Below are 23,928 nucleotides of genomic sequence, written 5' to 3' on the forward strand. Positions count from 1 at the left end.
GACTGAGATGAAGAGGTGGTGGGCTTCAATGCCCACCCTTGGGCAGGCTCCAGGGAAAGAAGACCTTCTGCAGCAGCCCGATCAGGTGGAACAGCACCAGGCTGATTACCACCAGCATCATCAGCGCCGCGAAGGCCTGGGGCACCTGGAACATCGAGGTGGAAAAGTTGATGAAGTAGCCCAGGCCTTTTTCCGCAGCGACAAACTCGGCCACCACCGCGCCGATCACCGCCAGGGTGATGGAAATGCGCAGCGCCGAGAACAGGTGCGGAATCGCATAGGGCAGACGGATGTTGCGGTACTCACGGGCTTTGGAAGCGCCGAGCGAGCGCGACAGCTCCACCAGCTCCTCCGGTGTCGCCAGCAAGCCAGTCACGCAGGACACCACGATGGGGAAAAAAGCGATGAGGAAGGTGATGAACACCCGCGGCAGATCGCCAGCGCCCATCACCACCACGATGATCGGTGCTACCGCGACGATGGGCGTGGACTGCACGATCACCAGTAGCGGATACAGCGTGCGCGACATCACTCGCGAAGAGGCCAGGGCGATGGCCAGCGGGATGCCGATCAGAATCGACAGGCCGTAACCCATCAGCGTCACCCTCAGGGTGGCGAAAATATGCTCGGCCCACGTGCCGAGACCGACCTTTTGCGTTGCGGCGAAGATGGCGCTGGGTGAGGGCAGCACGAAGCTCGGCAGCTTGAGCAGGCGACAGGCCGCTTCCCAGACCAGCAGCAGAACGAGCAGGGCGAGCCAGGGCGCGAAGCGGTCGGCCTGCGCCTTCAGGCGCAGTGCCTTGGGCTTAATGGGCGTCATGGCGCGAGAAGACTTTGCGGCGGATATGGTTGGCGAGCTCATTGAAACGCGGCTCCGTGAGGGTTTCCATGGACCGCGGGCGCGGCAGGTCGACATCGATGATTTCCTGCACACGGCCGGGGCGCGCCGACATCACCAGGATGCGGTCGGCCAGCAGCAGCGCTTCGGGAATCGAGTGGGTGATGAACAGCACCGTCTTCGGGCGCTGGGTCCAGATGTTCAGCAGCTCCAGACTCAGCTCGTCGCGGGTCAGGGCGTCGAGGGCCGAGAACGGCTCGTCCATCAGCAGGATTTCCGGGTCATGCAGCAGCGCCCGGGCAATCGCCGCGCGCTGCTGCATGCCGCCGGAGAGTTCGTCCGGACGCTTGTTACCGAAGTCCTCGAGCCCCACCAGTTCCAGCAACTCCTCGCCGCGGGTGATTTCCTGCGCGGTGACGCGACCGTACTTATGGCGCATGGGGAAGGTCAGGTTGTCGCGAATGTTCAGCCAGGGCAGCAGGGTCGGTCGCTGGAAGACGATGCCGATCTCGTCACGCGGGCCGTCCACCGGGCTGCCGTAAATGCTGACCTGGCCGTGAGTTGGCCGTACCAGCCCGGCGAGGATGCGCAGCAGCGTGGACTTTCCGCAGCCCGAGGGGCCGAGCACCGCGATGAACTCGTGACGGCCGATATCGAAACTGGCGCTGTCCAGCGCCACCACCTCGCTGCCATCGGAGGAGGTGAAGACCTGGCTGACTCGGTCGAAGCTGATGTTTGGGCGCGGAGTGGCGGGCGGGGCGGCGGCATTCATGGCATCACTCGCTCAAGCTGGTGTCGATGGCGCTGGCCGGGTCGAGGCTGTCGACGGCCATGCCCTGGGCCTTGGCGACCCACCCCCAGGTGGTGGCCAGGCGTTTGGCATCGAAACCGGTGCCTTCGGCGGCGCTGATCTCGTTCTGCATCAGCGGTACCGAGGCGGCGAATTGCTCCTCGGCCTGCTGCTCGTCGACTTCGGCAACCATCTTCTTCAGTGCGGCGGCCGCGGCAGCCGGGTCGGCGATGGCGTTCTTCTGCGCCTGCTGGTAGGCCTTGACGAACTTCTTCGCGACCTCGGGATTGCGCTGTACGAAGCGCTGCGACGCCACCAGCGACAGGCCGTAGCCCTCGAAGCCGTATTCCGACCAGGGGATGGTTTTCAGTGTCTTGTCCGCTTCGCCGAGGGCACGGACGAAGCCGGGCGCAACGGTCAGCCAGTTGATGGTGGCGTCGACCTTGCCGGTGGCGAGCATCGGCGCCAGTGCGCCGGGGTCTAGCTTGAGCAGCTTGACGCTGGCCGGGTCGATGCCGTTGCGCTCCAGCAGCAGCGGCCAGACCACGTTGGAGGCGGAGAAGGTCGGGGTGGCCACCGTCTTGCCGACGATGTCCTTGAAGCTGTTGATGCCCGAGCCTTCGGTGGTGAAGAAGGCGTCCGGCTGCTTGTTGTAGATCGGCGCGACGGCGACCACCGGCACCTCGCCCTGGGCTTTGGCTTGCAGTAGCGAGGCCAGGCCGGCAGAGCCGAAGTCCGCGCTGTTGGTGGCCAGCTTGGTCACCACGTCGCTACCACCACGGGCACTGGCGATTTCCACTTCGATGCCTTCTGCGGCGAACAGGCCCTGCTCGACACCTAGGTAGATCGCGGCCTTGTCGCCGGCTGGCAACCAGTCGTTGAGCCAGCGCACCTTGTCGGCGGCCACGGCGGATTGGCTGAACAGCGCGAGCAGGGCGCTGGCGAGCAGGGTTTTCTTGAACATGGTGGAGCTCCTTGAAGGTTCGGCGTGATAAGCGCGATGCAATAAACGGGTCAGCGCACCGGATTTGGATGGCAGGCGAAGAAATCCACCAGCGCGGCGAGCAGCGCGCCGGGCATGGCCAGTTGCGGCGCATGGCCGCAATCGAGCACCACCCGCTCGGCGCCAGGCACCAGCTGCTGCATGCGCTGTTGCACCAGTGGCAGCACGGAGCGGTCCTGCGCGGCTTCGATATACAAGCGCGGCAGACGTCCGAAACGCTCGGCACTCCAATGCGCGGCGATGTCGCGGCCGCCGTCGGGCTGCACCGTCAGGCGGCGCGCTGCAACGATGGCGACCTGTGCCGGTGCATCGTGGAAGAACACCGCGCAGGCGGCATCGCTGGGTACGCGGCTGCCGCCGGGCACCGCTTCGAGATAGGGACCGATGCCGCTAACCTCGGGAAAGTCGCGACTCAGTTCGGCGCAGAGTTCGCCGAAACCCATGCCGCTGGGCAGCATCATTCCGGCGACATAGGCGACCCCGGTGATGTGTTCGGCGTAACGCTCGGCCACGGCGGTGGCGGTGACGCCGCCGCCGGAATGCGCCACCAGCTGAATCGGGCCGGGCAGCGTCTCGATCAGTGCGCCGACGTGCTCGACATAGCGCTGCAGCGAGGTCGCGGTGAGTGGTGTGTCGTCGTGGCCGTTGCCTGGCAGATCAACCGCGTGGGGTCTGTGTCCGGCATCGCGCAGACCATCCTGCAGCGAATCCCAGACCCAGCTACCGGCCCAGGCCCCATGGATGAGGACGATGTCAGCCATAGGTCCTCCGGTACATCTCGCGGTGGTGTTCTTCAACCGTCACGGCGGGATAGCGAGGGGCTTCACCCGGCGCGAGGCAGGTCGGCAGGCACTCGACCAGATGGTCCGGGTTGCCGCTGAAGAAGAACGGCACGCTGTAGCGCTCGCGCCCGGAAATGTTGGCCACCCGATGCAGAGTCGAACGGTACTGATCGTTGGTCCAGCGGGCGATCATGTCGCCCAGGTTGACCACATAGGTGCCGGGCACGGGCGCTGCGTGAATCCAGCTGCCGCTGTGGCGATCCCAGACCTGTAGGCCGGGATTCTCGTCCTGCAGCAAGAGCGTCAAGCCGCCGAAATCGGTATGTGCGCCGCATCCCTTCTCGCCGGGCGCGGCATTGGCCGGCTGCGGCGGGTAATGCAGCAGGCGCAGGGTGCTCATGGAGTCGCGGCAGAAGCCGGCGAAATGTTCCTCCGGCAGTTGCAGCGACAGCGCGATGGCACCCATCAGCCGTGCCGCGAGGGCATTCATTTCATCGCGATAGCGCTCCATGGTCGGGCGAAAGTCCGCGAGCTCGACTGGCCATTGGTTGGCACCGTGGTTGAAGCGCCCTGCCAGTACCCGCGGGTCGTCCTCAGCCAGCTCCTCGCCGATGTAGAAGCCCTCCTTGAGATCGGCCGGCGCACCGGCTTCCAGCACTTGCCCGCGTAACGGCTCGTAGCCGCGATTGGCCCTCGAGAAAACCTTGTCCAGCGCGCGCTTGCCTGCTTCCGGCTGGTCGAAGAACGCCCGCGCCTGCTTGAACACCGCCTGCTGCAGCACCGGGTCGACACCATGATTGGCAATACAGAAGAAGCCGACCTCGCGACAGGCGGCGCCGATGCGTTCGGCCACGGCTGTGCGCTCGGCAAGGTCGGGAGAAAACAGCCCGGCGATATCGATCAGCGGCAGCGCGGCGGCTTCGAGATGGCGGGCACAAAGGGCATCGTTCATGTGTTAGTCCTGCTTCGCCGACCGCAAAATGGCGTTCGGCGAGCGCAGTATCTGGTCGTCTGGCTGTGCGCAGAAGCAGAGAATATCGAGCAAGGTGATGCCGATTCGGCAGCGGGGGCGGCTGCCTCATCTAGGGGCGGAAGATGAGCACAATTGGTGCTCACGCCAGGGAGCGCGGGGGTTGTCTAGGAGCATACGATCCAGGCTAGAGCTGAGTCGTTCGCACTTTTATGGGGCGTAGTGCAACCGTTGGCCGCCCGAAATTTTCTTTGTGGCTGTGCCGCGCGCGATTCGTACTTAGGTACGACGCCTGCTGCTGAGCTACGCCTTGAGCCGCTAGCTCTCTGCAGCTGGCCTAGCGGGGCTTCAACGCATTGGCCAGGCGCAACATGGCCGTTTCGATTTCAAAAGCGGTCAATGACGCGTAACCCAATAGCCAGCCTTGTTTCTTCTGCTCACCTGCGTACAGGCGACTCAATCCAGAAAGCTGGATACCCACGCTAGCCGCCTGCTGGATGGTGTCGTTCTCGAGCCATCCGTCGTGCAGCACGCACGGAATTTGTAGTCCACCAGGAGGGCGCAACGCCGTAACAACACCGTTCAGATGCTCGCCGATCGCGTCGAGCATGATCGAACGGCGCGCGGCATACAGCTTGCGCATGGCTCGGACATGGGCGTTGTAATGGCCGTCCTCCATGAAGCGGGCCAAGGTCAGTTGCAGGACTTGTGGCGTGTGCCCGTCGATCATGCTGCGCGCGTAGGTGAAGGCTTTGACCAGTTCGTGGGGCAGTACCATGTAGCCCATTCGCAAACCGGGATAGAGGGTCTTGCTGAAGGTGCCGACGTAGAGCGTGCGCTGGTATTTGTCCAGGCCCTGTACGCACGCGGTTGGCTGCCCGTCGTAGTGAAACTCACTGTCGTAGTCGTCTTCGATGACCCACTTGCCTTTTTCCGCTGCCCAGTTGATCAACTCGAGACGCCGCTCCAGCGGCAAAGTAGCGCCAGTGGGGTATTGGTGCGAAGGCGTGACATAGACACAGTTGGCGCCGCTACGGTCGGCCTGCAGCAGGTCGGTGCGTATCCCCATTTCGTCGACATCAATAGGCAGAACCTTGGCCTCGGCGGTTTCAAAGGCTTTCTTGGCACCGAAGTAGCCCGGGTTTTCCAACAAGATCGGTTTGCCGGCGTCGACCAGCAATTGCGCACACAGAAAGAGTGCCTGGCGAGTGCTGCTAAGCACCAAAATCTGGTCGGGAGAGCATTTGGCTCCGCGCTCGAGGTTCAAGTAGGTAGCGATGGCCTTGCGCAGCGGCTCGGCGCCTTGCGGGTCGCCATGCAACAGCACGTTGGTGCGATGGTCTTTCATCACCTGACGTTGCAGGCGTGTCCAGACATCGGTCGGAAAGGTGCGGGTTTCGGGCAGCCCGGTGGCAAACGCCTTGATCACCTGCTGGTCGTTCACACCGGCACTGTCGAAAATCATCCGCCCCCGCTGGCTCAACCCCGTTCCCGGCAATGCCTGGCTGCTTTTGACTTCTTGCGCCTTGATGCGCCGCCGGGCTGCGCCGCGCAATTCGGTACCTACGGTTTCACAGACATAACTGCCAGAGCCCTCGCGCCTGACGATAAAGCCATCCCGATGCAGTTGTACGTAGGCATTTTCCACAGTGTCTCTGGCAACCCCGAGTGACTTGGCCAGCACCCGGGTCGCGGGAAGTTTCAGGCCTGGGTCAAGGGCGCCTTCGAGGATCAGAGCACGCAGCGCGCGCTGAATTCGCTGGTGTAGATCCAGCAGCTGAAACTCAGCATCGTTAAGACGCATTGTCAGGGTTTCCAGCTCGAATGCTTTTGCCATGCGGTCTGCCTGATCTCAATAAATAAACGCTTGAAGGCGGGCCAGTCTATTCATGGACTTCGCCCCCTCACCACAGCATTTGCGCTAGGCGAGCGAGCACCCACGCTGCGAGCAATTTGGAACAAGGGTTATTCAGGTTTACCGCGACCGCGTGCAAGCGCCGTCTCGTTCGATCAATAACGTGCCGTTCGTGCCGTGCCGACGCTGTGCTGAACAAGATTTTGTGTGTGCGAGTAGGCCAGGCTATACGCGCTCAAGCGGCACGTTTCGGTCAGCAGGATGCGGACCCACCCCTATAGCTTGGTTTCGCTCGAGCGCAGAGGCTGTGGCCGATTCGTTAAGGGTTTTGCCCGCGTGCATAGCTGAAGCCTGGGATGCTTGAAAAACCGCTACCCGCGATAAGTGGTCTGGTGTTTAGGCTTGAAGCGTACGGGCATGGCAGGCCATTTTGAAGTTATAAATCACCTATTACACCAGGCCTATCACTTCGTTTTGCAAGGAACAAAGCACATGCCCTCGTCAGCTTCCGCGTCGCCCCTGCGTCTACGCGACCTTCTGCATCCGATTGTCGCCGGATTGGTTTCAGTCATCGTCAACTATGGCGGCACGTTCATCCTGGTCTTCCAGGCCGCCAAGGTCGCCGGGCTCAGCCCGGAGCTGACGGCGTCATGGGTGTGGTCGGTGTCGATTGGTGTGGGGATTACCGGACTGTTACTCAGTTGGATGAACCGTGAGCCGATCATTACCGCTTGGTCGACACCCGCTGCGGCCTTTCTGGTAGTCGCGCTGTCCACCACGCCGTACGCCGAGGCAGTCGGTGCGTACGTCATTTCGGCTGCTGCCTTCGTGCTGCTGGGTGTGTCCGGCTGCTTTGAGAAGGTTGTCCGCCTCATTCCGCCGGGAGTGGCTGCGGCGCTGCTGGCCGGAATTCTGCTGCAGTTCGGAATCGGCGCGTTTGCTGGCATGAGCCTTGATCCCGTATTGGTCGGCTTGCTGATTGCAGCTTATGTGGTGCTCAAACGCTTCACGGCGCGCTACGCGGTGGTAGGCATTCTGATGCTGGGGCTGGGGTTTCTGCTGACGCAGGGGCGTGTAGATCTTTCGGGGCTGTCGCTGCAATTTGCGGCACCGTTATTCACTCGGCCCGAGTTCTCGCTCAATGCGTTGCTCAGCGTGGCGCTGCCGCTGTTCCTGATTACCCTCACCGGCCAGTACATGCCGGGTATGCTGGTGCTGCGCAACGATGGTTTCAGCACCAGCGCCAACCCCATCCTGACGGTTACGGGGCTTGGCTCATTGCTGATGGCACCCTTCGGTTCTCACGCCTTCAACATCGCCGCCATCACGGCAGCCATTTGCACCGGCAAGGAAGCCTCGGAGGATCCGTCCAAGCGCTGGATCGCCGGGGTTGCCGCAGGCGTGTTCTACATCCTTGTCGGGGTTTTCGGCGTGACCCTGGCCGCTGTGTTTATGGCGCTCCCGGCCGCCTTTATTACAGCGCTCGCCGGGTTGGCCCTGCTCGGCACTATCGGCGCGAGCCTGGCCAGCGCCATGGCTGACGTCAAATCCCGCGAAGCCTCGCTGATTACCTTTCTGGCGTGCGCCGCGAACATTACCTTGCTGGGAATCGGAGGGGCGTTCTGGGGATTGTTGATCGGCCTGGCGGCGTACGCTCTGCTCAATGGTCGTTTGCCACGTCGCGAGGGGGCGGCCAGCCCGGCAGCCGACGCTGTTGTGACGAGCAAAGGAGTCCACTGATGCTCGCTCGGCAAGACGAGCACGTCATCCTGCATGAGCGTCATCAACTAGGCCAAGCAGGTGGCGCGTTTTGCCAGCGAGTTTCAGGCACTAGACAGCTTGCGAGTGGCCGAGGTCCTGGATCGACGCCTGCACATCGAGGGGCGTCAGCCCGATGTGCTCGTCCAGTCCAATACCTCCGGCGAGGACAGCAAGCCCAGTCGAACGCCGCGGTATTCCTGGCCTTGATCAATCCAGGCGATACGGTGATGGGCATGAACCTGGCCCAGGGTGGCCACCTGACCTACGGTAACCCGTCGAATTTCTCGGGCCGTCATTACAAAATCGTTCCTTATGGTCTTGACCCGAAGACAGGCTTGCTCGACTACGACGAGATGGAACGTATCGCCCTGGAAACTGGACCGAAGATGCTGATCGGTGGTTTTTCGGCCTACTCTCGGTACAAGGACTGGGCGCGCATGCGGGCCATTGCCGACAAGGTCGGGGCTATCTTCTGGATCGGCATGGCCACGTTGCAGGCCTGGTGGCCGCAGGCGAATATCCGGACCCCTTGTCGCATGCCAATGTGGTCACCAGCATCACGCACAAGACCCTGCGGGGTCCACGGGGTGGTCTGATTTTGTTCAAGGGGCAAGAGGAGACGTTCTACAAAAATCGCTCTGTTCAACCCGTGTCTTTAGCAGCGCAATAGTGTGCTGACTAAAAACCTGGATGCCATTGCGTTCCAGAAGTTCTGTGGTAACACCTCGGCCTGGAATTTTTGTGCCTGTAAATGTCCCGTCGTAGATTGTAGAACTGCCACACGAAGGGCTCGATTCCGCCAGAATCGCATACTTGATTCCATGCACCTTGCAGAACTCAAGAGTCAGCTTAGCGCCGCGTAAAAAGTAATCGGTGACATCAATCCGGTCATTTGCAATAACCTGCGAATCTTGATCCAGGACGTCTTTTCCCGTGCCGGTCACAATTTCAGCTGGGGCTCTCGGCGTAGGCAGGCCTGATGCAACCTCAGGGCAATAGCGCATGATTTCGAAATTACTATTCAACCAGTCCTTACTCTGGTCAGCGATGTTCAGGCAGCCACCGTTGTATCTTACTTTTTCTCCGGCGAGGCATGAGCTGACTAGTATTTTTCTCATTATCTTTCCCGGTTATACGCCGTGATTGCCGTCAAGCTGAGCGAAGGCCGTCAGGTTCATGGTCATCAGAGCCCCTTCCTTTGGCAAGTCAGCAATACAGATCACTGTGCGGGCCGGCTGATGGGCGCCGAACTCTTCCAAGTACGCGCGGTTCATTTCTTGGAAGTCTTCAACTTGCTTCAGAAACACATGAACATGCATCACGTCACTGAGTGATGCACCAACTTCGGCAAGCATGGACCGTAGGTTCCGAACGATTTGCCTAGCCTGGCTATACGCGTCGTCCCCAGCGAGCTGAGACGTTGCAGGGTCGACACCGGGTGTTCCGGAGATTGTTATGAAAGGACCGGCTTTGGCGATATGACTATACGGACCGATCGGTTCAAACATGCCTGCTGGTGAGATGGTTTCGACCTTCATAGGATTCCTTGGTTTGCGGGGGCGAAGGCATTTGCCCTCGGTGGCACGATGACCGGCTATCTTCAATCTGTCGCCGTCAGGCCAGATTGTGGCGCGACGAGTGGCAGATAAGCCAGATCGACTGCTGCCGGTAACGACTCGCACGCTCGATATTGATGGCGATGCGTGTGTCTGGTGGATTCATAACGTGCTAGTAAGCTGGATCAGCACAGCTGGTATCAAAACTTTGTGTTGTATGTTTTTATGATTCAATCAGGCGCTCTATATAGAGTTCATCGAAATCAGTAATTTCTTCTAGCTTAATTGGCTTTGGCAGCGTAAATCTTTTCCAGGTTTCCTTGAAGCGCTCGTCACCGCCTTTCGCATCCTGATTTATGTTTTCTCTTGTCAGGATTTTTTTGGTCAGGAAGTTTATGCTGATCTCTCTTTCAATCAGAGGTCCGCGGTTTTGGCTGCTGTCGTAGCCGATCAATTCGAAATCTGAGTTCTGATAGCGAAAATTATAAGACCAATAACCGTATCTGCCATGGCCATAGCTGATGAATAGACTTCCTTTGTGAACACTTATGCTGAGGTCTGGAGCGAAATAAACACCGCCGTCTTCATTCTCAGATGAAAAGCAATCGAGGTTTTTCAGGGCAAGTTGATATTCTCCGTTATTTTCAAAAGCAACGATGATACCCCTGCGGTTGCGATCCAATGTTCCAAGGTATTCGTGGTCAAAAAACTTTTCTTTGTTCGTTCCCTTTATTAGCAGCACATAGTCCGTTTTATCGTCGTTGTTCAAGTCGCCTTGGACTTCCTCTACGACTACATATCCAGCAGGGACCAGATCGGTAGGCGATTTTGCGATTCGCGGCGCTGCTTGCCCTACGGCAGACATTCCGAATACCAGTAGGATCAAGAGGGCAATTCTATTCATTCAGAGGCTCGTTAATTTCTTTACGGAAGCAGTGTGCTTGCCTGGAGACTCAACTGGTCTGCCCTGTCTGCAGGCCATATTGGATGGTCATGTCCCGATCGTTCATCAGGTCTTGTGCAAGACGGTGCGAATAAAGTCAGTTTTAGCATCCGTATAGGCTTCCCGGTCTTTGTAGTGCGCTGCCGCCAGGGCCTTTTTCAGTGATGCATATCTGGCGGCAAGCGCTGGGCTGGCCCTTAAGGCGTCGCGAAACCCAAGCCGTTCATGCCAGACACAACTGTCGTGGACGACAAGATGAAGATGATGGGTCCGGTGCCCGTTCGCCCAGCGCATGAACCACTTGCGATCTTGCAGGGAGTCGTTGAATTCCGAAGAAGTGGTGTAGCCGGAGGTGCATAGCGGTAGGGCCAGTCGTTCAGCAATGGTAATGGACTCAACGCCAGCAAGAATGTCGATGATTGGTTTGGCACTGAGCCCAGGGACCGCGGTACTACCAATGTGCTGAATGTCTTGGAAGATGCCAGGAAACAGAGATAGGAGTCGATCACGCTCCAGGTCGTACGCCCGAGGCCAGGAGGCTTGATAAGCGTGCAGCTTTACCTCTTCATGGATGGCCGCAAGCAGCGATTCTTCTTCGGTCATGACTGGTTCTCTACGAGGCCCTATCTGCGGTTACCAGGCTCATACCACGGGGCTTTGGATTCCAGATGAATGTGCTTTTGCTTCGTTGGTGTAAAGGCGCTGTCCAGGGTGCCCAGTGCTATCGAGACCCAATCCGAATACTCGCCATGATCTCTCGACCAGAACAGCGAAGCACCGCAGCGGCTGCAGAATTGACGTACTACCGATTCGGATGATCGAAAGGCCGAGATGTGCGCCATGCCCGCGCAGATGCGTAGGTCGCTGCGCGGGACACTGCCGTAACTGGCAAACGCGGCCCCATGGCTTTTGCGGCATTGCTGGCAGTGGCAGTGGCTCACCGCTTTTGGTGGGGTAAGCGTCTCGTATCTCACGGCGCCGCAAAGGCAGCTGCCTTGAAAAGACTCGGTCAATCTGTGGCGCTCCGTTCAAAAATAGGCGGCCGTTCGACGGGGTAATCGGCCGCTGTCCCGCTCTCGTTGGCGCATTTATCGGTCCTCAGCCGATTGGCTCAGTCAAGCAGCGTCGTCTCTTGTTTGAAAATGCGAAAGCCGCGCGCCTGATAGTTCGCAAGTGCTGCAGGATGGTCGAGGGTGCAGGTATGTACCCAGGCTCGCCGGGTCTCCGGCCAGGCCCAGGCGCTCTCGATTGCATGGCTCAGCAATGGCCCACCGAAACCTCTGCCCAGAAACTGCGGCGCCAGCCCAAAGTACCGAATCTCCACGCTGAAATCGTCCGCCTGATGCAGCTCGTAATAGCCGGCGATGGCGCCTCTGTAATAGGCGACCCAGGTTCGATGATCGGGTTGTTCGACGAGCGCCTGCCAGTCCGCGATGCTCCATGCATCCAGGTCACTCCAGCCCCATTGCTTTCCCACCAACTGGTATAGGAAACGGTTGAGTTCGGGCTGAGGCACTTCGCATTCGATGATCTGAAGTTCAGCAGGCAACGGCTTGGACCGGAGTTCATTTGCCGACGCCATCTCGAGGTAGTACGTGGTACATGTGCTGTCCATCTGGGGCCTTCCGTAGGTGCGGTGGCTCAGCCTAACACCAGAAGAAGGGACGACAGAAAGGGCGGTTATCCAAAACCGCTGGTGGCCGCGCCGGCCCCCTCGATAGCTTCGCGCAACGCTGTTGCCAGCTCTTCGAGGCGGTAGGGTTTGGCCAGTACGTGCACGCCTTCGGCAGCTGCGGACTTCTGCGCAGCTTCGGCGTAGCCGCTGGTGAGCAGCACGGGAACACCCAGGGCTCGGGTGCGGATTTCCCTGGCCAGATCAACGCCATTCATGCCGCCGGGCATCATCACGTCGGAGAATACGATGTCCACTTTGCATTCATTCGCCAGCGTGCCTAACGCATCGGTAGCGCTGGCGGCATGGGTGACGCGATAGCCGAGATGCTCGAGCATTTCCCCGACCAGCGAGGCTACTTCTTCATCATCATCCACGAGCAACACAGTACCGACTGAAGCGTCGGCAGCGGTATCGTCGACGAGGTGACCAATTGGCAGGTCGGGCGTGCGCGCCGACCGGGGCAGCATCATGATCACGCTGGTGCCGCGTCCGCACTCACTCTCGATCCAAACCGTGCCGCCGGATTGCCGGGCGAAGCCGTAGACCTGCGCGAGCCCGAGGCCTGAGCCCTTGCCGATTTCCTTGGTGGTGAAGAAAGGGTCGAATACCCGAGTGCGAACATCCTCCGGAATCCCGGTGCCCGAGTCGGTCACTGTGAGGCGGACGAAGTCGCCGGTAATTCCCAATACAGCTTCGCCTGGTGCATTGCTCGCTTCGATCAGGATCGAGCCGCCATCGGGCATCGCGTCGCGGGCATTAACTGCCAGGTTGAGAATGACCAGCTCCAGCTCGCCTGGGTCCACTTCGACTGGCCAGAGGTTCGGCGCGAACCGTACACGCACTTTTACATCGCCGCTCAGGCTGCGATCGAGCAGCTCGCGCATGCGGCTGATGCGCAACACCAGGTCCACCGCCTCAGGAGCCAGGGACTGGCGCCGGGAGAAGGCGAGTAACTGCTTGGTGAGGGCGGTTCCACGTTGCGCTGCCTGACGCATGCCCTCCATCAGCCGTTCGCGACGCTCGGGGTCGGCGCGGCGGTCGAGCATATCGAGGCCGCCGGAGATCACCATCAGTAGGTTGTTGAAGTCATGGGCGATGCCACCGGTGAGCTGGCCGATGGCTTCGATCTTCTGCGCCTGGCGCAGGGTTTCCTCGATCTGCGCGCGCTCGGCCATCTGCGTGCGCAGCTCCTGGTTGGCCTTTTCCAGCTCGCTGGTGCGCTCGACCACCAGCGCTTCGAGTTCATGCGATGCGCGCTCTCGCGCTTCTATCAGTGCTCTGACCTCGTATTGGCGATGCCGCCCACGCAGCGCAGCTTTTACTGCACTGGTAAGAGTAATGCTCTGTACGGGACGTTCTAGCAGAGAGACGTTGCGCAGCGCAGCGACCATGCGCAGGCGCCACGCAGCGACAGCGGGTTGTTCATGTTTGCTGGTGAGCACCACGAAAGGAAAGTCGGACCAGGGCGGTTGCCGGTCGACCCAGGCTGCAAGCCCTTCCAGATCCTTGCCAAACAGGCCTTCTTCCGCAATGAACACAGCATCTGCGTCGGTTTCGGCGCGGTGCAGCACTTCATCGACACTGTGGCAGACAACGGCATCCATGCCGCTGCGGCTGAGCAGTTCGGCCGAGGCGGGACCGTCCCGGCCGATGGGGGCATAAACGACTACGATCGGACTTTCTCGCTTAGTGGGCGTCGTCATGCTCGTCTGTCAGTAGCTGAGTCGCATCACCGGTGTATTCCGGTGTGCCCGATAGGATACCGCTGAAGTTGCTCAACGGTGGCCCCACCTCAAGGCCAGAGGCGCTGAGGCGATATTCCCGAACGGTATTTTCATGCCGTCCGCTGCGCTTCTTCACTACCGACAAAGCCCGGCGAACGACGCCGGCATGCTCGAAATAGCGCTGCATGATAACCGCATCACTGAGGTAGCTGATATCCACTGGCGTATCCATCGGCCCGACCAGGCCATGCTGGGCCAGCACCATGATGCTGATCACGCCTTTTTGGCCCAGGTAGCTCAACAGCTCGTGCATCTGCAGAATCAGGAATCGGCCGTCTGGCATCGCGTGCAGATAACCGTTGAGGCTATCCAGTATCACCAGATTGACGCCCCTGACTTCCACGCTCTGACGCACTGCGGCGGTGAACTCGCCGGGCGACAGTTCGGCGGGATCGACCTGTTGCAGATGCAGTAGCCCCTGTTCGATCCAAGGCTCCATGGGCAGGCCCAGCGCGCGACCGCGCGCCAGCAAGGTGGCGATGTTTTCGTCGAAGACGAAGAAGGCAACTTGCTCGCCGCGCTTGCAGGCTGCCACCGCATAGCTCAATGCCAGAGATGATTTGCCGACGCCCGCAGCGCCAACCAGCAGCGCATTGGTGCCGCGCTCCAGCCCGCCGCCGAGCATCTTGTCCAGCGCGGGGTTGCCGGACGAGGCTAGCTCACCGGAAAATGATGAATGGTGCTCAGCGGCAATTAGGCGCGGGTAGATCTGCAGGCCACCCTTGCGAATGGCGAAGTCGTGATAGCCGCCGCGGAACTGGATACCGCGCATCTTGATAACGCGCAGGCGCCTGCGTTCGGCGCCGTAATCAATGGCCAGCTGCTCCAGCATGACCACGCCGTGGGAGATCGAGTGCAACTGCAGGTCGCCTATCTCCGAGGTTTGGTCGTCGAGCAGGATGACCGTGCAATGGCGTGTGGTGAAGAAGTGCTTGAGTGCAAGCACCTGTCGGCGGTAGCGCAGCGGGCTCTGCGCAAGCAGGCGCATTTCCGAGAGGCTGTCGAAGATCACCCTTGTCGGATTCGTTTCACTGACGCGATCGAATACCTGCTGGGTGGTTTCGCTTAGCTCCATTTCTGCCGGATGCAATACGGTCAACTCAAGCTCGGGATCGAGACTGGTTTCTGGCGAGATCAGTTCGAAAACATCAATGCCCTCGAGCGTCCAGCCATGACGCTTGGCCACCAGCTCCAGTTCAGCTTTGGTTTCAGACAGGGTTACATAAAGCACTCGCTCGCCCTGGCGCACGCCTTCGAGCAGGAACTGCAGCGCGATGGTGGTCTTGCCCGAACCCGGGCTGCCCTCATAGAGGTACATGCGGTAGGGGTCCAGGCCGCCGCCGAGGATGTCATCGAGCCCCTGGCTGCCGGTTGAGATGCGAGGGGCTTCGTCATCCGGGTGGAAGGGAAGATCAGTAGACTCGGTCATTCCATTCTCCTTAACGCAGGCTCCGCTGCGTGCTTCGTTCCCGCACCTGTGCGTCCATGTCAGGACGAAACCAGGAGGGAACACGCCCATTGCAGCCTTGTAGGCAGGTTGGGCTATAAGCCGCTCAAATCATCACCAAGTGCAACGAAATGCACGCTAAATTCGTGCTTTGGACAGGCGATAGCTGGGCGGCACAGTCACTTAATCCGACTCATCTTGCGTGATGCCGTTCCGCATGGGGGCGCTTTGCAGGTCGGTGTGAGCGTTGATCTGAAGGGGCATAACTAGCCGCAAAGCCCCGCCAATAGCCGCTTCGCTTGTTTTTACTTGTGGTGCTTTGAGCGAGTGGCTGCGCAACAGACTGCAACCATTGAACCTTGGCTCACGGCGCGGGCTGGCCCATGATCGGCCTTTGCCTTCACAGGTTGCTGGCATGTCTCGATTCTCTCGTCCATCGGCTTCAGCGCTGGGCCGCTTTCTGCAACTAGGCGGCACCGGCGCGCGCATTGCCGGCAACCTGCTGGTGCAGCGCATCACGCCGGGCAAGGCGCGTATCGACTGGGCTCCTGTCGGCGAACTGCTCGGTGATGCGCTTGGGCAGATGAAGGGGCCGGTGCTGAAGCTCGGTCAGCAGGCCTCGCAATGGCAGGACCTGTTGCCCGAGCCGATCAGCGCTGCCCTGGCGCGCTTGCAGAACCAGGTACCTTCGCTGCCGTTCAACGCACTGGAAGCCAATCTGCAGCGCCTCTACGACGGCAAGCTGTATGAACTGTTCGAGTTGATCGAGCCGGAGCCAGCCGCGGCCGCCTCGTTGGGTCAGGTGCACCGCGCCCGGGACCGGAAGGGCAGGGCGCTGATCATGAAGGTCCAGTACCCCGGCATCCGCGCCATCTGCGATGCCGATTTGCGTCAGCTGCGTCGCTTGATGCCATTGGGGCGATTGTTCGGGACGCCGCCCGCGCGTCTTGATGCCGTCTACATCGAGCTGCAACGGGCCATCGCCGAGGAGCTCGACTACGACGCCGAGCGCGCCAATCTCGAAGCCTTCCGCGAACATTTCGAAAGCTGGCCGGGCATCCGCATTCCCTATGCCGCCGCTGAACTCTGCCGGCCCGGCGTGCTGGTGCTGGAAGACCTGCCGGGCCGCTCCATGGCCGAGGTCGATCAGGCCCCGGCGGAAGTGCGTCAAGGTCTGGCTGAAACCCTTTGCGGATGGCTGGCCGAGCAGGCGTTCGGCCTGCAACGGCTGCATACCGATCCGCATCCCGGCAACCTCGCCTGGACAGAGACCGGCGAGCTGGTGATCTACGATTTCGGCAGCGTACTGCGCCTGGAACCGCGTTTGCTGGCCGGCTACGTACAGATATTCGAAGCACTGCGTGGCACCTCCAGCGAGGCGCTGGAGCCGGGTTTTCAGGCCCTGGGCGGACGCCAGCCAGGGAGCACGCCGCCGCACGGGCTGTATCGAAGCATCCACCTGATGCTGCACCCGCTGCTGCAACCCGGCGCGCAATGGTATTTCCGCGAGGCGGCGCTGCATCAACGGCTGTCCGAGCTGTTCCCATTGATGATGTCCGCACTCGGCAGCCTGCAACCGGCCTCCGGCACCTTGCTGATCAATCGCACCCTGGAAGGCCACTACTGGAACCTCTACCGGCTCGGCGCCTGCCTGCCCATCGCCGACCTGCTCGCCGAACATATCGCGCGTTGGCGTAGTGAAGCGGGCGTCTGTCGACCGTAAATCTGCTGGAGATCGTCATGCCGTTGGAGTCATTTCCCGAAGGGTTTCGCGCGCTGGTCATCGGCGCATCCGGTGGCATCGGCGCCGCGCTGGTCGATACCTTGCGCAGCGATCCACGCTGCGCGTCGGTCATCGCCCTGAGTCGCTCGTCCGAGCCGGCGCTGGACCTGACCGTTCCCGCCAGCATCGAACAGGCCGCGGCGAGCGTGGCGGGGCAGGGGCCATTTCATCTGATCATCAACGCCGCGGGCGTGCTGCACGGTGCCGACTTCACGCCGGAGAAACGCCTGGCCGATCTGAACCAGGAGCAGCTGCTCGCCACCTTCCAGATCAACACCTTCGGCCCGGCCCTGGTGCTGCGTCATTTCAGCGGCCAGCTCGACCGCCACCGCGGCGCACTCGCCATGCTCTCGGCCAAGGTCGGCAGCATCGGCGACAACCGCCTCGGCGGCTGGTACAGCTACCGCGCCTCCAAGGCCGCGCTGAACATGCTGATCAAGACCGCCTCCATCGAAGTCCGCCGCAACCAGCCGAATGCGGTGCTGCTGGCGCTGCATCCGGGCACGGTTAACTCACGGCTTTCGCAGCCTTTTCGCGGAACCGAAATCGGCCGCCCCGCCAGCGAAGCAGCGCAGGATCTGTTGCGGGTGATCGATAGCCTGGGGCCGGAGGCCAGCGGTGGGTTTTATGCGTATAGCGGGGAGGGGTTGCCGTGGTAGCGCCGAGCAGGCCTGGCAGGAAACGGCATCGCTTGTCGTCTTGCGTGGAAGGAGTCCGACCAGCACGCAGTTAGGCGCCGCTACAGCCAACCCGCGCGGCCCGCAGGAACCTTTGTGCACCGACGCCTCGCCTTGATTGTCTATGTTGATGATTACCGCCCAGGCCATCGCCGGGGCGGCGGCAATCACAACAATAAGGATGAGCACGATGCGTTTGCTTCAGATCAGCAGATTGACCCTAGCCGTGGCTATCACCGCCACGGGCCACATCGCCCACGGCGCGCTTCTGGAAGGCGGGGCGGTCGCAGCCCCCGACGAGTACAGCGCCAAGGTGGCCGCGCAGGTGCTCAAGGCGGGCGGCAATGCGGTGGATGCCGCGGTGGCGACCGCCTTCACCTTGGCAGTCACCTACCCCGAGGCGGGCAACATCGGCGGCGGTGGCTTCATGACGTTGTATATCGAGGGCAAGCCGTACTTTCTCGATTACCGGGAAGTCGCGCCCAAGGCCGCCAGCAAGACCATGTACCTCGACGACAAGGGCGAGGTGATCGAGAACCTGAGCCTGGTCGGCGCCAGAGCCTCCGGCGTGCCCGGCACCGTGTTGGGCATGTGGGAGGCACACCAGCGCTTCGGCAAGTTGCCCTGGAGCGAGCTCATCACCCCGGCGGTGGGCTATGCCCGCGAAGGCTTCACGGTGGCCGACCAGCAATACCAGTACCGCGACGATGCCCTCGGCCTGTTCAAGGGTACGACCAATTTCGAGGATTACTTCGGCGCCATGAAGGCGGGTTCCACCTTCCGCCAGGCGGAGCTGGCCGAGACCCTGGAGCGCATCGCCGACAAGGGGCCCGATGACTTCTACAAAGGCAAAACCGCCGACTTGCTGGTTGCACAGATGCAGCGTGACGACGGGTTGATCAGCAAGGAGGACCTGGCCGCCTACCGCGTCAAATGGCGCGAGCCGATGCGTGTCGACTGGCAGGGCAACAGCCTTTACACCGCGCCACTGCCAAGCTCCGGCGGCATCGCCCTGGCGCAGCTGATCGGCATGAAGGAGCAGCGCGCCGCCGACTTCAAGGGCGTCGAACTGAACTCGGCACGCTACATCCACCTGCTCGCGGAAATCGAGAAACGCGTCTTTGCCGACCGTGCCGACTACCTGGGCGACCCGGACTATTCCGACGTGCCGGTCGCGAAGCTGACAGCGCCTGATTACCTGAAGCAGCGCGCGGCCGAGGTCAATCCCACGGCCATCTCCGAGACCGAGAAGGTGCGCCCGGGCCTCGAGCCAAGGCAGACGACTCACTTCTCCATCGTCGATGCCGACGGCAACGCGGTCAGCAACACCTACACCCTCAATCTGGACTACGGCAGCGGTGTGGTGGTCAAGGGCGCCGGCTTCCTGCTCAACAACGAAATGGACGACTTCAGTGCCAAGCCGGGCGTCGCCAATGCCTTCGGTGTGGTCGGTAGCGACGCCAATGCCATCGAGCCAGGCAAGCGCATGCTGTCCTCCATGAGCCCGAGCATCGTCACGCGTGACGGCAAGGTCAGCCTGGTGCTCGGTACACCGGGCGGTTCGCGCATCTTCACCTCGATCTTCCAGGTGCTGAACAACGTCTACGACTTCGACATGCCGCTGGAAAAAGCCGTGGCCGCGCAACGCGTGCACCATCAGCTGCTGCCGAAGGACACCATCTACTACGACGCCCATGCACCGCTGACCGGCAAGGTGGCCGACAAGCTGAAAGCCATGGGCTACACGCTGGAGGATCAGGGCTGGCTGATGGGTGATATCCAGGCGATACGCGTCGACGGCACGCGCCTGCAGACCGGCTCAGACCCGCGCGGTCGTGGCGTGGGGATGGTCGTCAAGCCTTGATGGGGAAGGGCACGCGAAGGGAATCGCTGCCTTCTTGTGAAACGTCATGCGCCGCAGCGGGCGCGGCGCATCGCGTTTGTCCCTCGCACTCGACGGAGATACCGAAAAGACTCACGTCGAGTCGGGTACGCCGATCATTTCAGTCAGTGTCTACAACCGCTCTAGCTATTCGTTTTGAACGTCATTCGGCGTCTGGCTGTCCGAGCTTGGGATAAGGGTTCCGTGGGCATAGCGCTTTATTTTGTTGCGAAGTTTGTGCAGCGCAATGCGTCCGGAAGGCAGTCGATTCGACATGAGGTCAGCTCGCTGAGGCTCAAGCGATCGACGACTGCGTCCTGATGAGTACAACGCCTGGTCGGTCAGTGCTTTTGCATCCTGCTTCCGGGTGCCATGCGCTGCACTGCCCGGAGCCGCGTGACCCGGTCCATTGGTTCATGAGGAGTCGAAATGTCTACAAATCCCTCCAACGGATTGACCCGGCGCAAGCTGCTGGCGGCCTCAGCAGCCACCGTGGCGGCCGGGGTCGCGGCGACCGCGAAAGCCGTCACCATCAACGGCGTACCGCAGTGGCTGCCCTTCGACCATAACGGCCCGCTTCACTACGAGGCCAAGGGCTGGCAATTCTTCACCCTTGAGGAAGCCCGTGAGGTGGAGGCGATTGTCGAGCGTCTTATCCCCGCTGACGATCTTTCAGTCAGTGGCAAAGAAGCGGGCTGCGCGGTGTTCATCGACCGTCAGCTGACCGGCCACTACGGCCGCTATGAGCGGCTCTATCAGTACGGCCCGTTCGTGCCCGGGATCGAACCGACCTCGGAGCTGGTGCCTGCCGAGCGCTACCGGGTCGGTCTTGAGCAGTTGGGCAGATATTGTCAGGCGACATTCGGCAAGCGCTTCAGCGAACTGGAAAGTGGCCAGTGCGACAAAGTGCTCGAGAAGATGGAGAGCGGCGATATCACCTTCGAAGGCATCGAGTCGAAGGTGTTCTTCGAGCAGATTCTGCAGAACACCATGGAGGGTTTCTTTGCGGACCCGATCTATGGCGGCAATCGCGACATGGTCAGCTGGAAAATGCTCGGCTTTCCCGGTGCCCGTTACGACTACCGCCCCTACATCGATCGGCATAACGAGAAGCTGAATCTGATACCGCTGTCGATCGTTGGCAGCTCCTCGTGGAGCCGCAAGGAATGAGCAACATGGCCAAGAAACTGCCTGCGACCGATGTAGTGGTAGTAGGGCTCGGCTGGGCCGGGTCGATCATCGCCAAGGAACTCGCCGATGAAGGCCTGACGGTCGTGGGATTCGAGCGGGGTGCCTGGCGCGATACCGCGAGTGACTTCAATATCGCCTCGGTGACCGACGAACTGCGCTACGTGATTCGCCAGGAGCTGATGCTGCGCACCCGCCAGAACACCTGCACGATGCGCAACAAGCCAAGCGAAACCGCACTGCCGATGCGCACCTGGGGCTCCTTCCATCCCGGCAACGGGACCGGTGGGGCGGGTAACCACTGGGCCGGCATCACCTTTCGCTTTCAGCCGCAAGATTTTCGCCTCAGGAGCCACTTGGTCGAGCGTTACGGTGAAGCGTCCATCGAGGGGCTGACCCTGCAGGACTGGGGCACCACCTGGGAAGAAATGGAGCCTCACTACGACGCCTTCGAGCGTGTGGCTGGGGTTTCCGGCAAGGCCGGCAACATCGGCGGGAAGGTCGTCGAAGGTGGTAACCCGTTCGAGGGGCCCCGGTCCAGAGAGTACCCCAACCCGCCCACCAAGCAGACCTTTGCTCCCGTGCTGTTCGCCAATGCTGCACGGGACATGGGCTACACACCGTTCCCGGTGCCCTCGGCGCTGGCTTCGCAGGCCTACACCAACCAGTACGGCGTGACGATGGGGCCGTGCACGTTCTGCGGGTTCTGCACCAACTACGGTTGCGCCAATTATTCCAAGGCCAGCGCGATCATCAATGTGCTGCCAGCTCTGACGCGCATGCCCAATTTCACCGCCAAGACCCATTGCGAAGTGCTGGAGGTATTGAAGGACAGCACCGGCGAGCGCGCCACTGGCATCGTCTACGTGGATGCAAACGGCGACAGATGGGAGCAGCCGGCGGACATCGTCGTGGTCGCCGCATTCACCTTCGAAAATGTTCGCCTGATGCTGCTGTCAGGCATTGGTCAGCCCTACGACCCGGTAAGCAACACCGGCACCACCGGGCGAAACTATGCGTACCAGACGGCCAACAGCGTGCAGCTGTTCTTCGATGACAAGAACTTCAACCCCTTCATCGGTGGCGGCGCCATCGGCATGGGAATCGACGATTTCAACAACGACAACTTCGATCACGCCGGGCTGGGTTTCGTCGGCGGAGGCAGCACGCGTGTGACGCCCATAGGCGCCGCGCCCATTAATTCCCGCCCGGTGCCGCCGGGAACGCCCAAGTGGGGCTCGGAGTGGAAGAAGGCTACCGTGCAGTGCTACGCCAACAGCATGTCCATCGGTTGTGAAGCGAGCAACTACAGCTCCCGCAACAACTACCTTTCGCTGGATCCGCACTTCACCGATCCGCACGGTCGACCGCTTCTGCGTATTACCTTCGACTTCACCGACAACGACCTGCGCATGGCTCAGTACGTGACTGACAAGACGGCGGAGATCGCCAAGGCGCTCAATCCTAAAATGATGTTCGCCAGCCCGCGCAAAGGGCCGTGGTCCAACACCTCCTATCAGTCCTCGCACGTGGTCGGTGGTTTCATCATGGGGGCTGATCCGTCCACCAGTTCGGTGAACAAGCATCTGCAGGTCTGGGATGTGCCGAACCTGTTCGTGGTGGGCGCATCGGCGTTCCCGCAGAACCCTGGCTACAACCCAACGGGCACCGTCGGCGCGTTGGCATTCAAGGCGGCGCATGCGATCCGGACCTACTACCTCAAACGTCCCGGGGAGATGATCAGCGTATGAAGCCTCTCTTGAACGTCGGTCTCGCATTGTTGGCCGCGACGAGTGTCAGCGCCTACGCCGTCACCGCGCCGGACGGCTACGAACTGGTGGAAAAAGGTCGGTACATCGCCACGCTAGGCGATTGCACTGCCTGTCACACATTGCCGGGCAAACCTCTATTCTCGGGTGGGGTGGCGATTGAAACGCCGTTTGGCGAGCTGCTGGGCGCGAATATCACGCCTGATCCGGCAACCGGTATCGGTCGCTGGACCTTCGAAGACTTCCTAGACACCATGGCCCGCGGCCACGGGCGCAACGGCAAGCAGCTCTATCCGGCCATGCCCTACGCTGCGTATACGAAGGTCACGCGCGAAGACAACTTCGCGCTCTGGGCCTACCTGCGCACCGTAGAACCGGTGCAGAACGAGGTGAAAACCAACCAGCTGCCGTTTCCCTTCAATGTGCGCTTGAGCATGAAGGCATGGAACTGGCTCAACTTCACCGAGGGCGAGTTCCAGCCTGACGCGGATAAGAGTGAGCAATGGAACCGCGGCGCGTACCTGGTGCAGGGGCTCGGGCATTGCGGCAGCTGTCACACGCCAAAAAACCTCATCGGCGGCGACAAGAGCGATGGCACGCTCAAAGGCGGCGAGTTGCAGGGATGGATGGCGCCGAACATCTCCAATGCGGCGCATGTCGGTCTGGGCGACTGGACCGAGGATGACATCGTGCAGTACCTCAAGACCGGCGCCAACCGTTACGACATAGCCTCCGGGCCGATGGCCGAGGCGGTGGAGAAATCCACCCAGTACTGGCTCGACGAGGACCTGAAGGCCGTGGCGGTTTATCTCAAAGACCTCGACCACGAGCACGAAAAGCCCGAGCCGCTGGACGCTAAAGATCCGGTCATGCGAGCAGGACGCAGTCTCTATGAGGATCGCTGCTCGGCGTGCCATACACCGGACGGCGAGGGCATTCCGACGCTATTTCCCAAGCTGGCGAATGCACCGCTGGTGAATGCGCGCAACGCGGTGTCGATGATTCGCGTAGTACTCGCCGGGAATAGAGCTGGCAGTACGGATGCCGCACCTACTGGCCCGGCCATGCCATCGTTCGCCTGGAATCTCTCGGACGAAAACATTGCCGACGTGCTCACCTATGTGCGCAACAGCTGGGGCAATGCGGCCTCGGCAGTCAGCGCCGATGAGGTGCGCAAGCAGCGCGAGGCGCTGCAAAGTCAGTGAGCCTTTCGCTGGTTTGGTGC

At 61.0% G+C, this 23,928-nt stretch carries 21 protein-coding genes and 2 pseudogenes; 9 read left to right on the forward strand and 14 right to left on the reverse strand.

The window, feature by feature from the left end; genetic code table 11:
- Positions 1-25 precede the first annotated feature (25 nt).
- From CXK91_RS06715 to CXK91_RS06740, 6 genes are all read right to left on the reverse strand, one after another.
- Entirely contained in the window at positions 26-820 is a 795-nt protein-coding gene (locus CXK91_RS06715; RefSeq protein ID WP_103455402.1) for an ABC transporter permease, read from the reverse strand.
- Complete coding sequence (locus CXK91_RS06720; protein ID WP_103455403.1) at positions 807-1,610, reverse strand: ABC transporter ATP-binding protein; 804 nt, start codon at positions 1,608-1,610, stop codon at positions 807-809. Before CXK91_RS06720 ends, CXK91_RS06715 begins: the two co-directional genes overlap by 14 nt.
- A gap of 4 nt (positions 1,611-1,614) precedes the next feature.
- A complete protein-coding gene (locus CXK91_RS06725) occupies positions 1,615-2,592 on the reverse strand; it encodes an ABC transporter substrate-binding protein (RefSeq protein ID WP_103455404.1) in 978 nt (325 codons plus the stop codon).
- Positions 2,593-2,642: 50 nt separating this feature from the next.
- Entirely contained in the window at positions 2,643-3,392 is a 750-nt protein-coding gene (locus CXK91_RS06730; RefSeq protein WP_103455405.1) for an alpha/beta fold hydrolase, read from the reverse strand.
- Positions 3,385-4,365: an isopenicillin N synthase family dioxygenase gene (locus CXK91_RS06735; RefSeq protein ID WP_103455406.1), complete on the reverse strand. Its 981-nt coding sequence runs from the start codon at positions 4,363-4,365 to the stop codon at positions 3,385-3,387. Before CXK91_RS06735 ends, CXK91_RS06730 begins: the two co-directional genes overlap by 8 nt.
- 355 nt (positions 4,366-4,720) lie before the next feature.
- The gene (locus CXK91_RS06740; RefSeq protein WP_103455407.1) at positions 4,721-6,220 is read right to left on the reverse strand and encodes a PLP-dependent aminotransferase family protein; all 1,500 of its coding nucleotides are present in this window, start codon (positions 6,218-6,220) and stop codon (positions 4,721-4,723) included.
- A 510-nt stretch (positions 6,221-6,730) separates the two neighbouring features.
- Between CXK91_RS06740 and CXK91_RS06745 the strand changes: the two genes are divergently transcribed.
- From CXK91_RS06745 to CXK91_RS06755, 3 genes and pseudogenes are all read left to right on the forward strand, one after another.
- A complete protein-coding gene (locus CXK91_RS06745) occupies positions 6,731-7,978 on the forward strand; it encodes a benzoate/H(+) symporter BenE family transporter (RefSeq protein ID WP_103455408.1) in 1,248 nt (415 codons plus the stop codon).
- 51 nt (positions 7,979-8,029) lie between these two features.
- A pseudogene (locus CXK91_RS22890) lies at positions 8,030-8,188 on the forward strand (YggS family pyridoxal phosphate-dependent enzyme); the annotation flags it as partial.
- A gap of 44 nt (positions 8,189-8,232) precedes the next feature.
- Positions 8,233-8,669 (forward strand): annotated as a pseudogene (locus CXK91_RS06755) (hypothetical protein).
- Here the strand turns inward: CXK91_RS06755 and CXK91_RS06760 are convergent.
- The 8 genes from CXK91_RS06760 to CXK91_RS06795 all read right to left on the reverse strand — a co-directional run bounded on the left by CXK91_RS06760 (position 8,602) and on the right by CXK91_RS06795 (position 15,386).
- The gene (locus CXK91_RS06760; protein WP_103455409.1) at positions 8,602-9,117 is read right to left on the reverse strand and encodes a DUF523 domain-containing protein; all 516 of its coding nucleotides are present in this window, start codon (positions 9,115-9,117) and stop codon (positions 8,602-8,604) included. The pseudogene CXK91_RS06755 and the gene CXK91_RS06760 overlap by 68 nt on opposite strands.
- 12 nt (positions 9,118-9,129) lie before the next feature.
- Positions 9,130-9,537, reverse strand: a complete 408-nt coding sequence (locus tag CXK91_RS06765) for a RidA family protein (protein WP_103455410.1) — start codon at positions 9,535-9,537, stop codon at positions 9,130-9,132.
- 241 nt (positions 9,538-9,778) lie between these two features.
- Positions 9,779-10,459 (reverse strand): hypothetical protein, encoded by a 681-nt coding sequence (locus CXK91_RS06770; RefSeq protein ID WP_103455411.1) that lies wholly within the window; start codon positions 10,457-10,459, stop codon positions 9,779-9,781.
- Between the two features lie 105 nt (positions 10,460-10,564).
- Positions 10,565-11,101, reverse strand: a complete 537-nt coding sequence (locus CXK91_RS06775; protein WP_058063992.1) for a GrpB family protein — start codon at positions 11,099-11,101, stop codon at positions 10,565-10,567.
- A 20-nt stretch (positions 11,102-11,121) separates the two neighbouring features.
- The gene (locus CXK91_RS06780) at positions 11,122-11,511 is read right to left on the reverse strand and encodes a GFA family protein (RefSeq protein ID WP_103455412.1); all 390 of its coding nucleotides are present in this window, start codon (positions 11,509-11,511) and stop codon (positions 11,122-11,124) included.
- A gap of 98 nt (positions 11,512-11,609) precedes the next feature.
- Entirely contained in the window at positions 11,610-12,113 is a 504-nt protein-coding gene (locus tag CXK91_RS06785; RefSeq protein WP_103455413.1) for a GNAT family N-acetyltransferase, read from the reverse strand.
- 65 nt (positions 12,114-12,178) lie between these two features.
- The gene (locus CXK91_RS06790; protein WP_181003920.1) at positions 12,179-13,876 is read right to left on the reverse strand and encodes a response regulator; all 1,698 of its coding nucleotides are present in this window, start codon (positions 13,874-13,876) and stop codon (positions 12,179-12,181) included.
- Complete coding sequence (locus CXK91_RS06795; RefSeq protein WP_103455414.1) at positions 13,860-15,386, reverse strand: ATPase domain-containing protein; 1,527 nt, start codon at positions 15,384-15,386, stop codon at positions 13,860-13,862. The genes CXK91_RS06790 and CXK91_RS06795 overlap by 17 nt, the downstream gene beginning before the upstream one ends.
- A gap of 433 nt (positions 15,387-15,819) precedes the next feature.
- Between CXK91_RS06795 and CXK91_RS06800 the strand changes: the two genes are divergently transcribed.
- The 6 genes from CXK91_RS06800 to CXK91_RS06825 all read left to right on the forward strand — a co-directional run bounded on the left by CXK91_RS06800 (position 15,820) and on the right by CXK91_RS06825 (position 23,908).
- On the forward strand, positions 15,820-17,127 hold the full coding sequence (locus CXK91_RS06800) for an ABC1 kinase family protein (RefSeq protein ID WP_103455415.1): 1,308 nt from the start codon (positions 15,820-15,822) through the stop codon (positions 17,125-17,127).
- Between the two features lie 17 nt (positions 17,128-17,144).
- The gene (locus tag CXK91_RS06805; protein WP_103455416.1) at positions 17,145-17,846 is read left to right on the forward strand and encodes an SDR family NAD(P)-dependent oxidoreductase; all 702 of its coding nucleotides are present in this window, start codon (positions 17,145-17,147) and stop codon (positions 17,844-17,846) included.
- A gap of 208 nt (positions 17,847-18,054) precedes the next feature.
- Complete coding sequence (gene ggt, locus CXK91_RS06810; protein ID WP_103455417.1) at positions 18,055-19,728, forward strand: gamma-glutamyltransferase; 1,674 nt, start codon at positions 18,055-18,057, stop codon at positions 19,726-19,728.
- A 447-nt stretch (positions 19,729-20,175) separates the two neighbouring features.
- Entirely contained in the window at positions 20,176-20,916 is a 741-nt protein-coding gene (locus tag CXK91_RS06815; RefSeq protein WP_103455418.1) for a gluconate 2-dehydrogenase subunit 3 family protein, read from the forward strand.
- 5 nt (positions 20,917-20,921) lie between these two features.
- Positions 20,922-22,685, forward strand: coding sequence for a GMC family oxidoreductase (locus CXK91_RS06820; RefSeq protein WP_103455539.1), 1,764 nt, complete (start codon positions 20,922-20,924; stop codon positions 22,683-22,685).
- A complete protein-coding gene (locus CXK91_RS06825; protein ID WP_103455419.1) occupies positions 22,682-23,908 on the forward strand; it encodes a c-type cytochrome in 1,227 nt (408 codons plus the stop codon). Before CXK91_RS06820 ends, CXK91_RS06825 begins: the two co-directional genes overlap by 4 nt.
- Positions 23,909-23,928 lie beyond the last annotated feature (20 nt).

This window comes from Stutzerimonas stutzeri (genome assembly GCF_002909485.1).
In the GTDB taxonomy this organism is placed as follows: Bacteria; Pseudomonadota; Gammaproteobacteria; order Pseudomonadales; family Pseudomonadaceae; genus Stutzerimonas; species Stutzerimonas stutzeri_AH.

What these genes read in the sequence shown, in the direction of transcription:
- ggt (WP_103455417.1), top strand. Translation starts at nt 18,055, where the DNA reads ATGCGTTTGCTTCAGATCAGCAGATTGACCCTAGCCGTGGCTATCACC.
- CXK91_RS06775 (WP_058063992.1), bottom strand. Translation starts at nt 11,101, where the DNA reads ATGACCGAAGAAGAATCGCTGCTTGCGGCCATCCATGAAGAGGTAAAG.
- CXK91_RS06825 (WP_103455419.1), top strand. Translation starts at nt 22,682, where the DNA reads ATGAAGCCTCTCTTGAACGTCGGTCTCGCATTGTTGGCCGCGACGAGT.
- CXK91_RS06725 (WP_103455404.1), bottom strand. Translation starts at nt 2,592, where the DNA reads ATGTTCAAGAAAACCCTGCTCGCCAGCGCCCTGCTCGCGCTGTTCAGC.
- CXK91_RS06785 (WP_103455413.1), bottom strand. Translation starts at nt 12,113, where the DNA reads ATGGACAGCACATGTACCACGTACTACCTCGAGATGGCGTCGGCAAAT.
- CXK91_RS06715 (WP_103455402.1), bottom strand. Translation starts at nt 820, where the DNA reads ATGACGCCCATTAAGCCCAAGGCACTGCGCCTGAAGGCGCAGGCCGAC.
- CXK91_RS06720 (WP_103455403.1), bottom strand. Translation starts at nt 1,610, where the DNA reads ATGAATGCCGCCGCCCCGCCCGCCACTCCGCGCCCAAACATCAGCTTC.
- CXK91_RS06740 (WP_103455407.1), bottom strand. Translation starts at nt 6,220, where the DNA reads ATGGCAAAAGCATTCGAGCTGGAAACCCTGACAATGCGTCTTAACGAT.
- CXK91_RS06745 (WP_103455408.1), top strand. Translation starts at nt 6,731, where the DNA reads ATGCCCTCGTCAGCTTCCGCGTCGCCCCTGCGTCTACGCGACCTTCTG.
- CXK91_RS06790 (WP_181003920.1), bottom strand. Translation starts at nt 13,876, where the DNA reads ATGACGACGCCCACTAAGCGAGAAAGTCCGATCGTAGTCGTTTATGCC.
- CXK91_RS06805 (WP_103455416.1), top strand. Translation starts at nt 17,145, where the DNA reads ATGCCGTTGGAGTCATTTCCCGAAGGGTTTCGCGCGCTGGTCATCGGC.
- CXK91_RS06760 (WP_103455409.1), bottom strand. Translation starts at nt 9,117, where the DNA reads ATGAGAAAAATACTAGTCAGCTCATGCCTCGCCGGAGAAAAAGTAAGA.
- CXK91_RS06820 (WP_103455539.1), top strand. Translation starts at nt 20,922, where the DNA reads ATGGCCAAGAAACTGCCTGCGACCGATGTAGTGGTAGTAGGGCTCGGC.
- CXK91_RS06800 (WP_103455415.1), top strand. Translation starts at nt 15,820, where the DNA reads ATGTCTCGATTCTCTCGTCCATCGGCTTCAGCGCTGGGCCGCTTTCTG.
- CXK91_RS06765 (WP_103455410.1), bottom strand. Translation starts at nt 9,537, where the DNA reads ATGAAGGTCGAAACCATCTCACCAGCAGGCATGTTTGAACCGATCGGT.
- CXK91_RS06730 (WP_103455405.1), bottom strand. Translation starts at nt 3,392, where the DNA reads ATGGCTGACATCGTCCTCATCCATGGGGCCTGGGCCGGTAGCTGGGTC.
- CXK91_RS06735 (WP_103455406.1), bottom strand. Translation starts at nt 4,365, where the DNA reads ATGAACGATGCCCTTTGTGCCCGCCATCTCGAAGCCGCCGCGCTGCCG.
- CXK91_RS06770 (WP_103455411.1), bottom strand. Translation starts at nt 10,459, where the DNA reads ATGAATAGAATTGCCCTCTTGATCCTACTGGTATTCGGAATGTCTGCC.
- CXK91_RS06795 (WP_103455414.1), bottom strand. Translation starts at nt 15,386, where the DNA reads ATGACCGAGTCTACTGATCTTCCCTTCCACCCGGATGACGAAGCCCCT.
- CXK91_RS06815 (WP_103455418.1), top strand. Translation starts at nt 20,176, where the DNA reads ATGTCTACAAATCCCTCCAACGGATTGACCCGGCGCAAGCTGCTGGCG.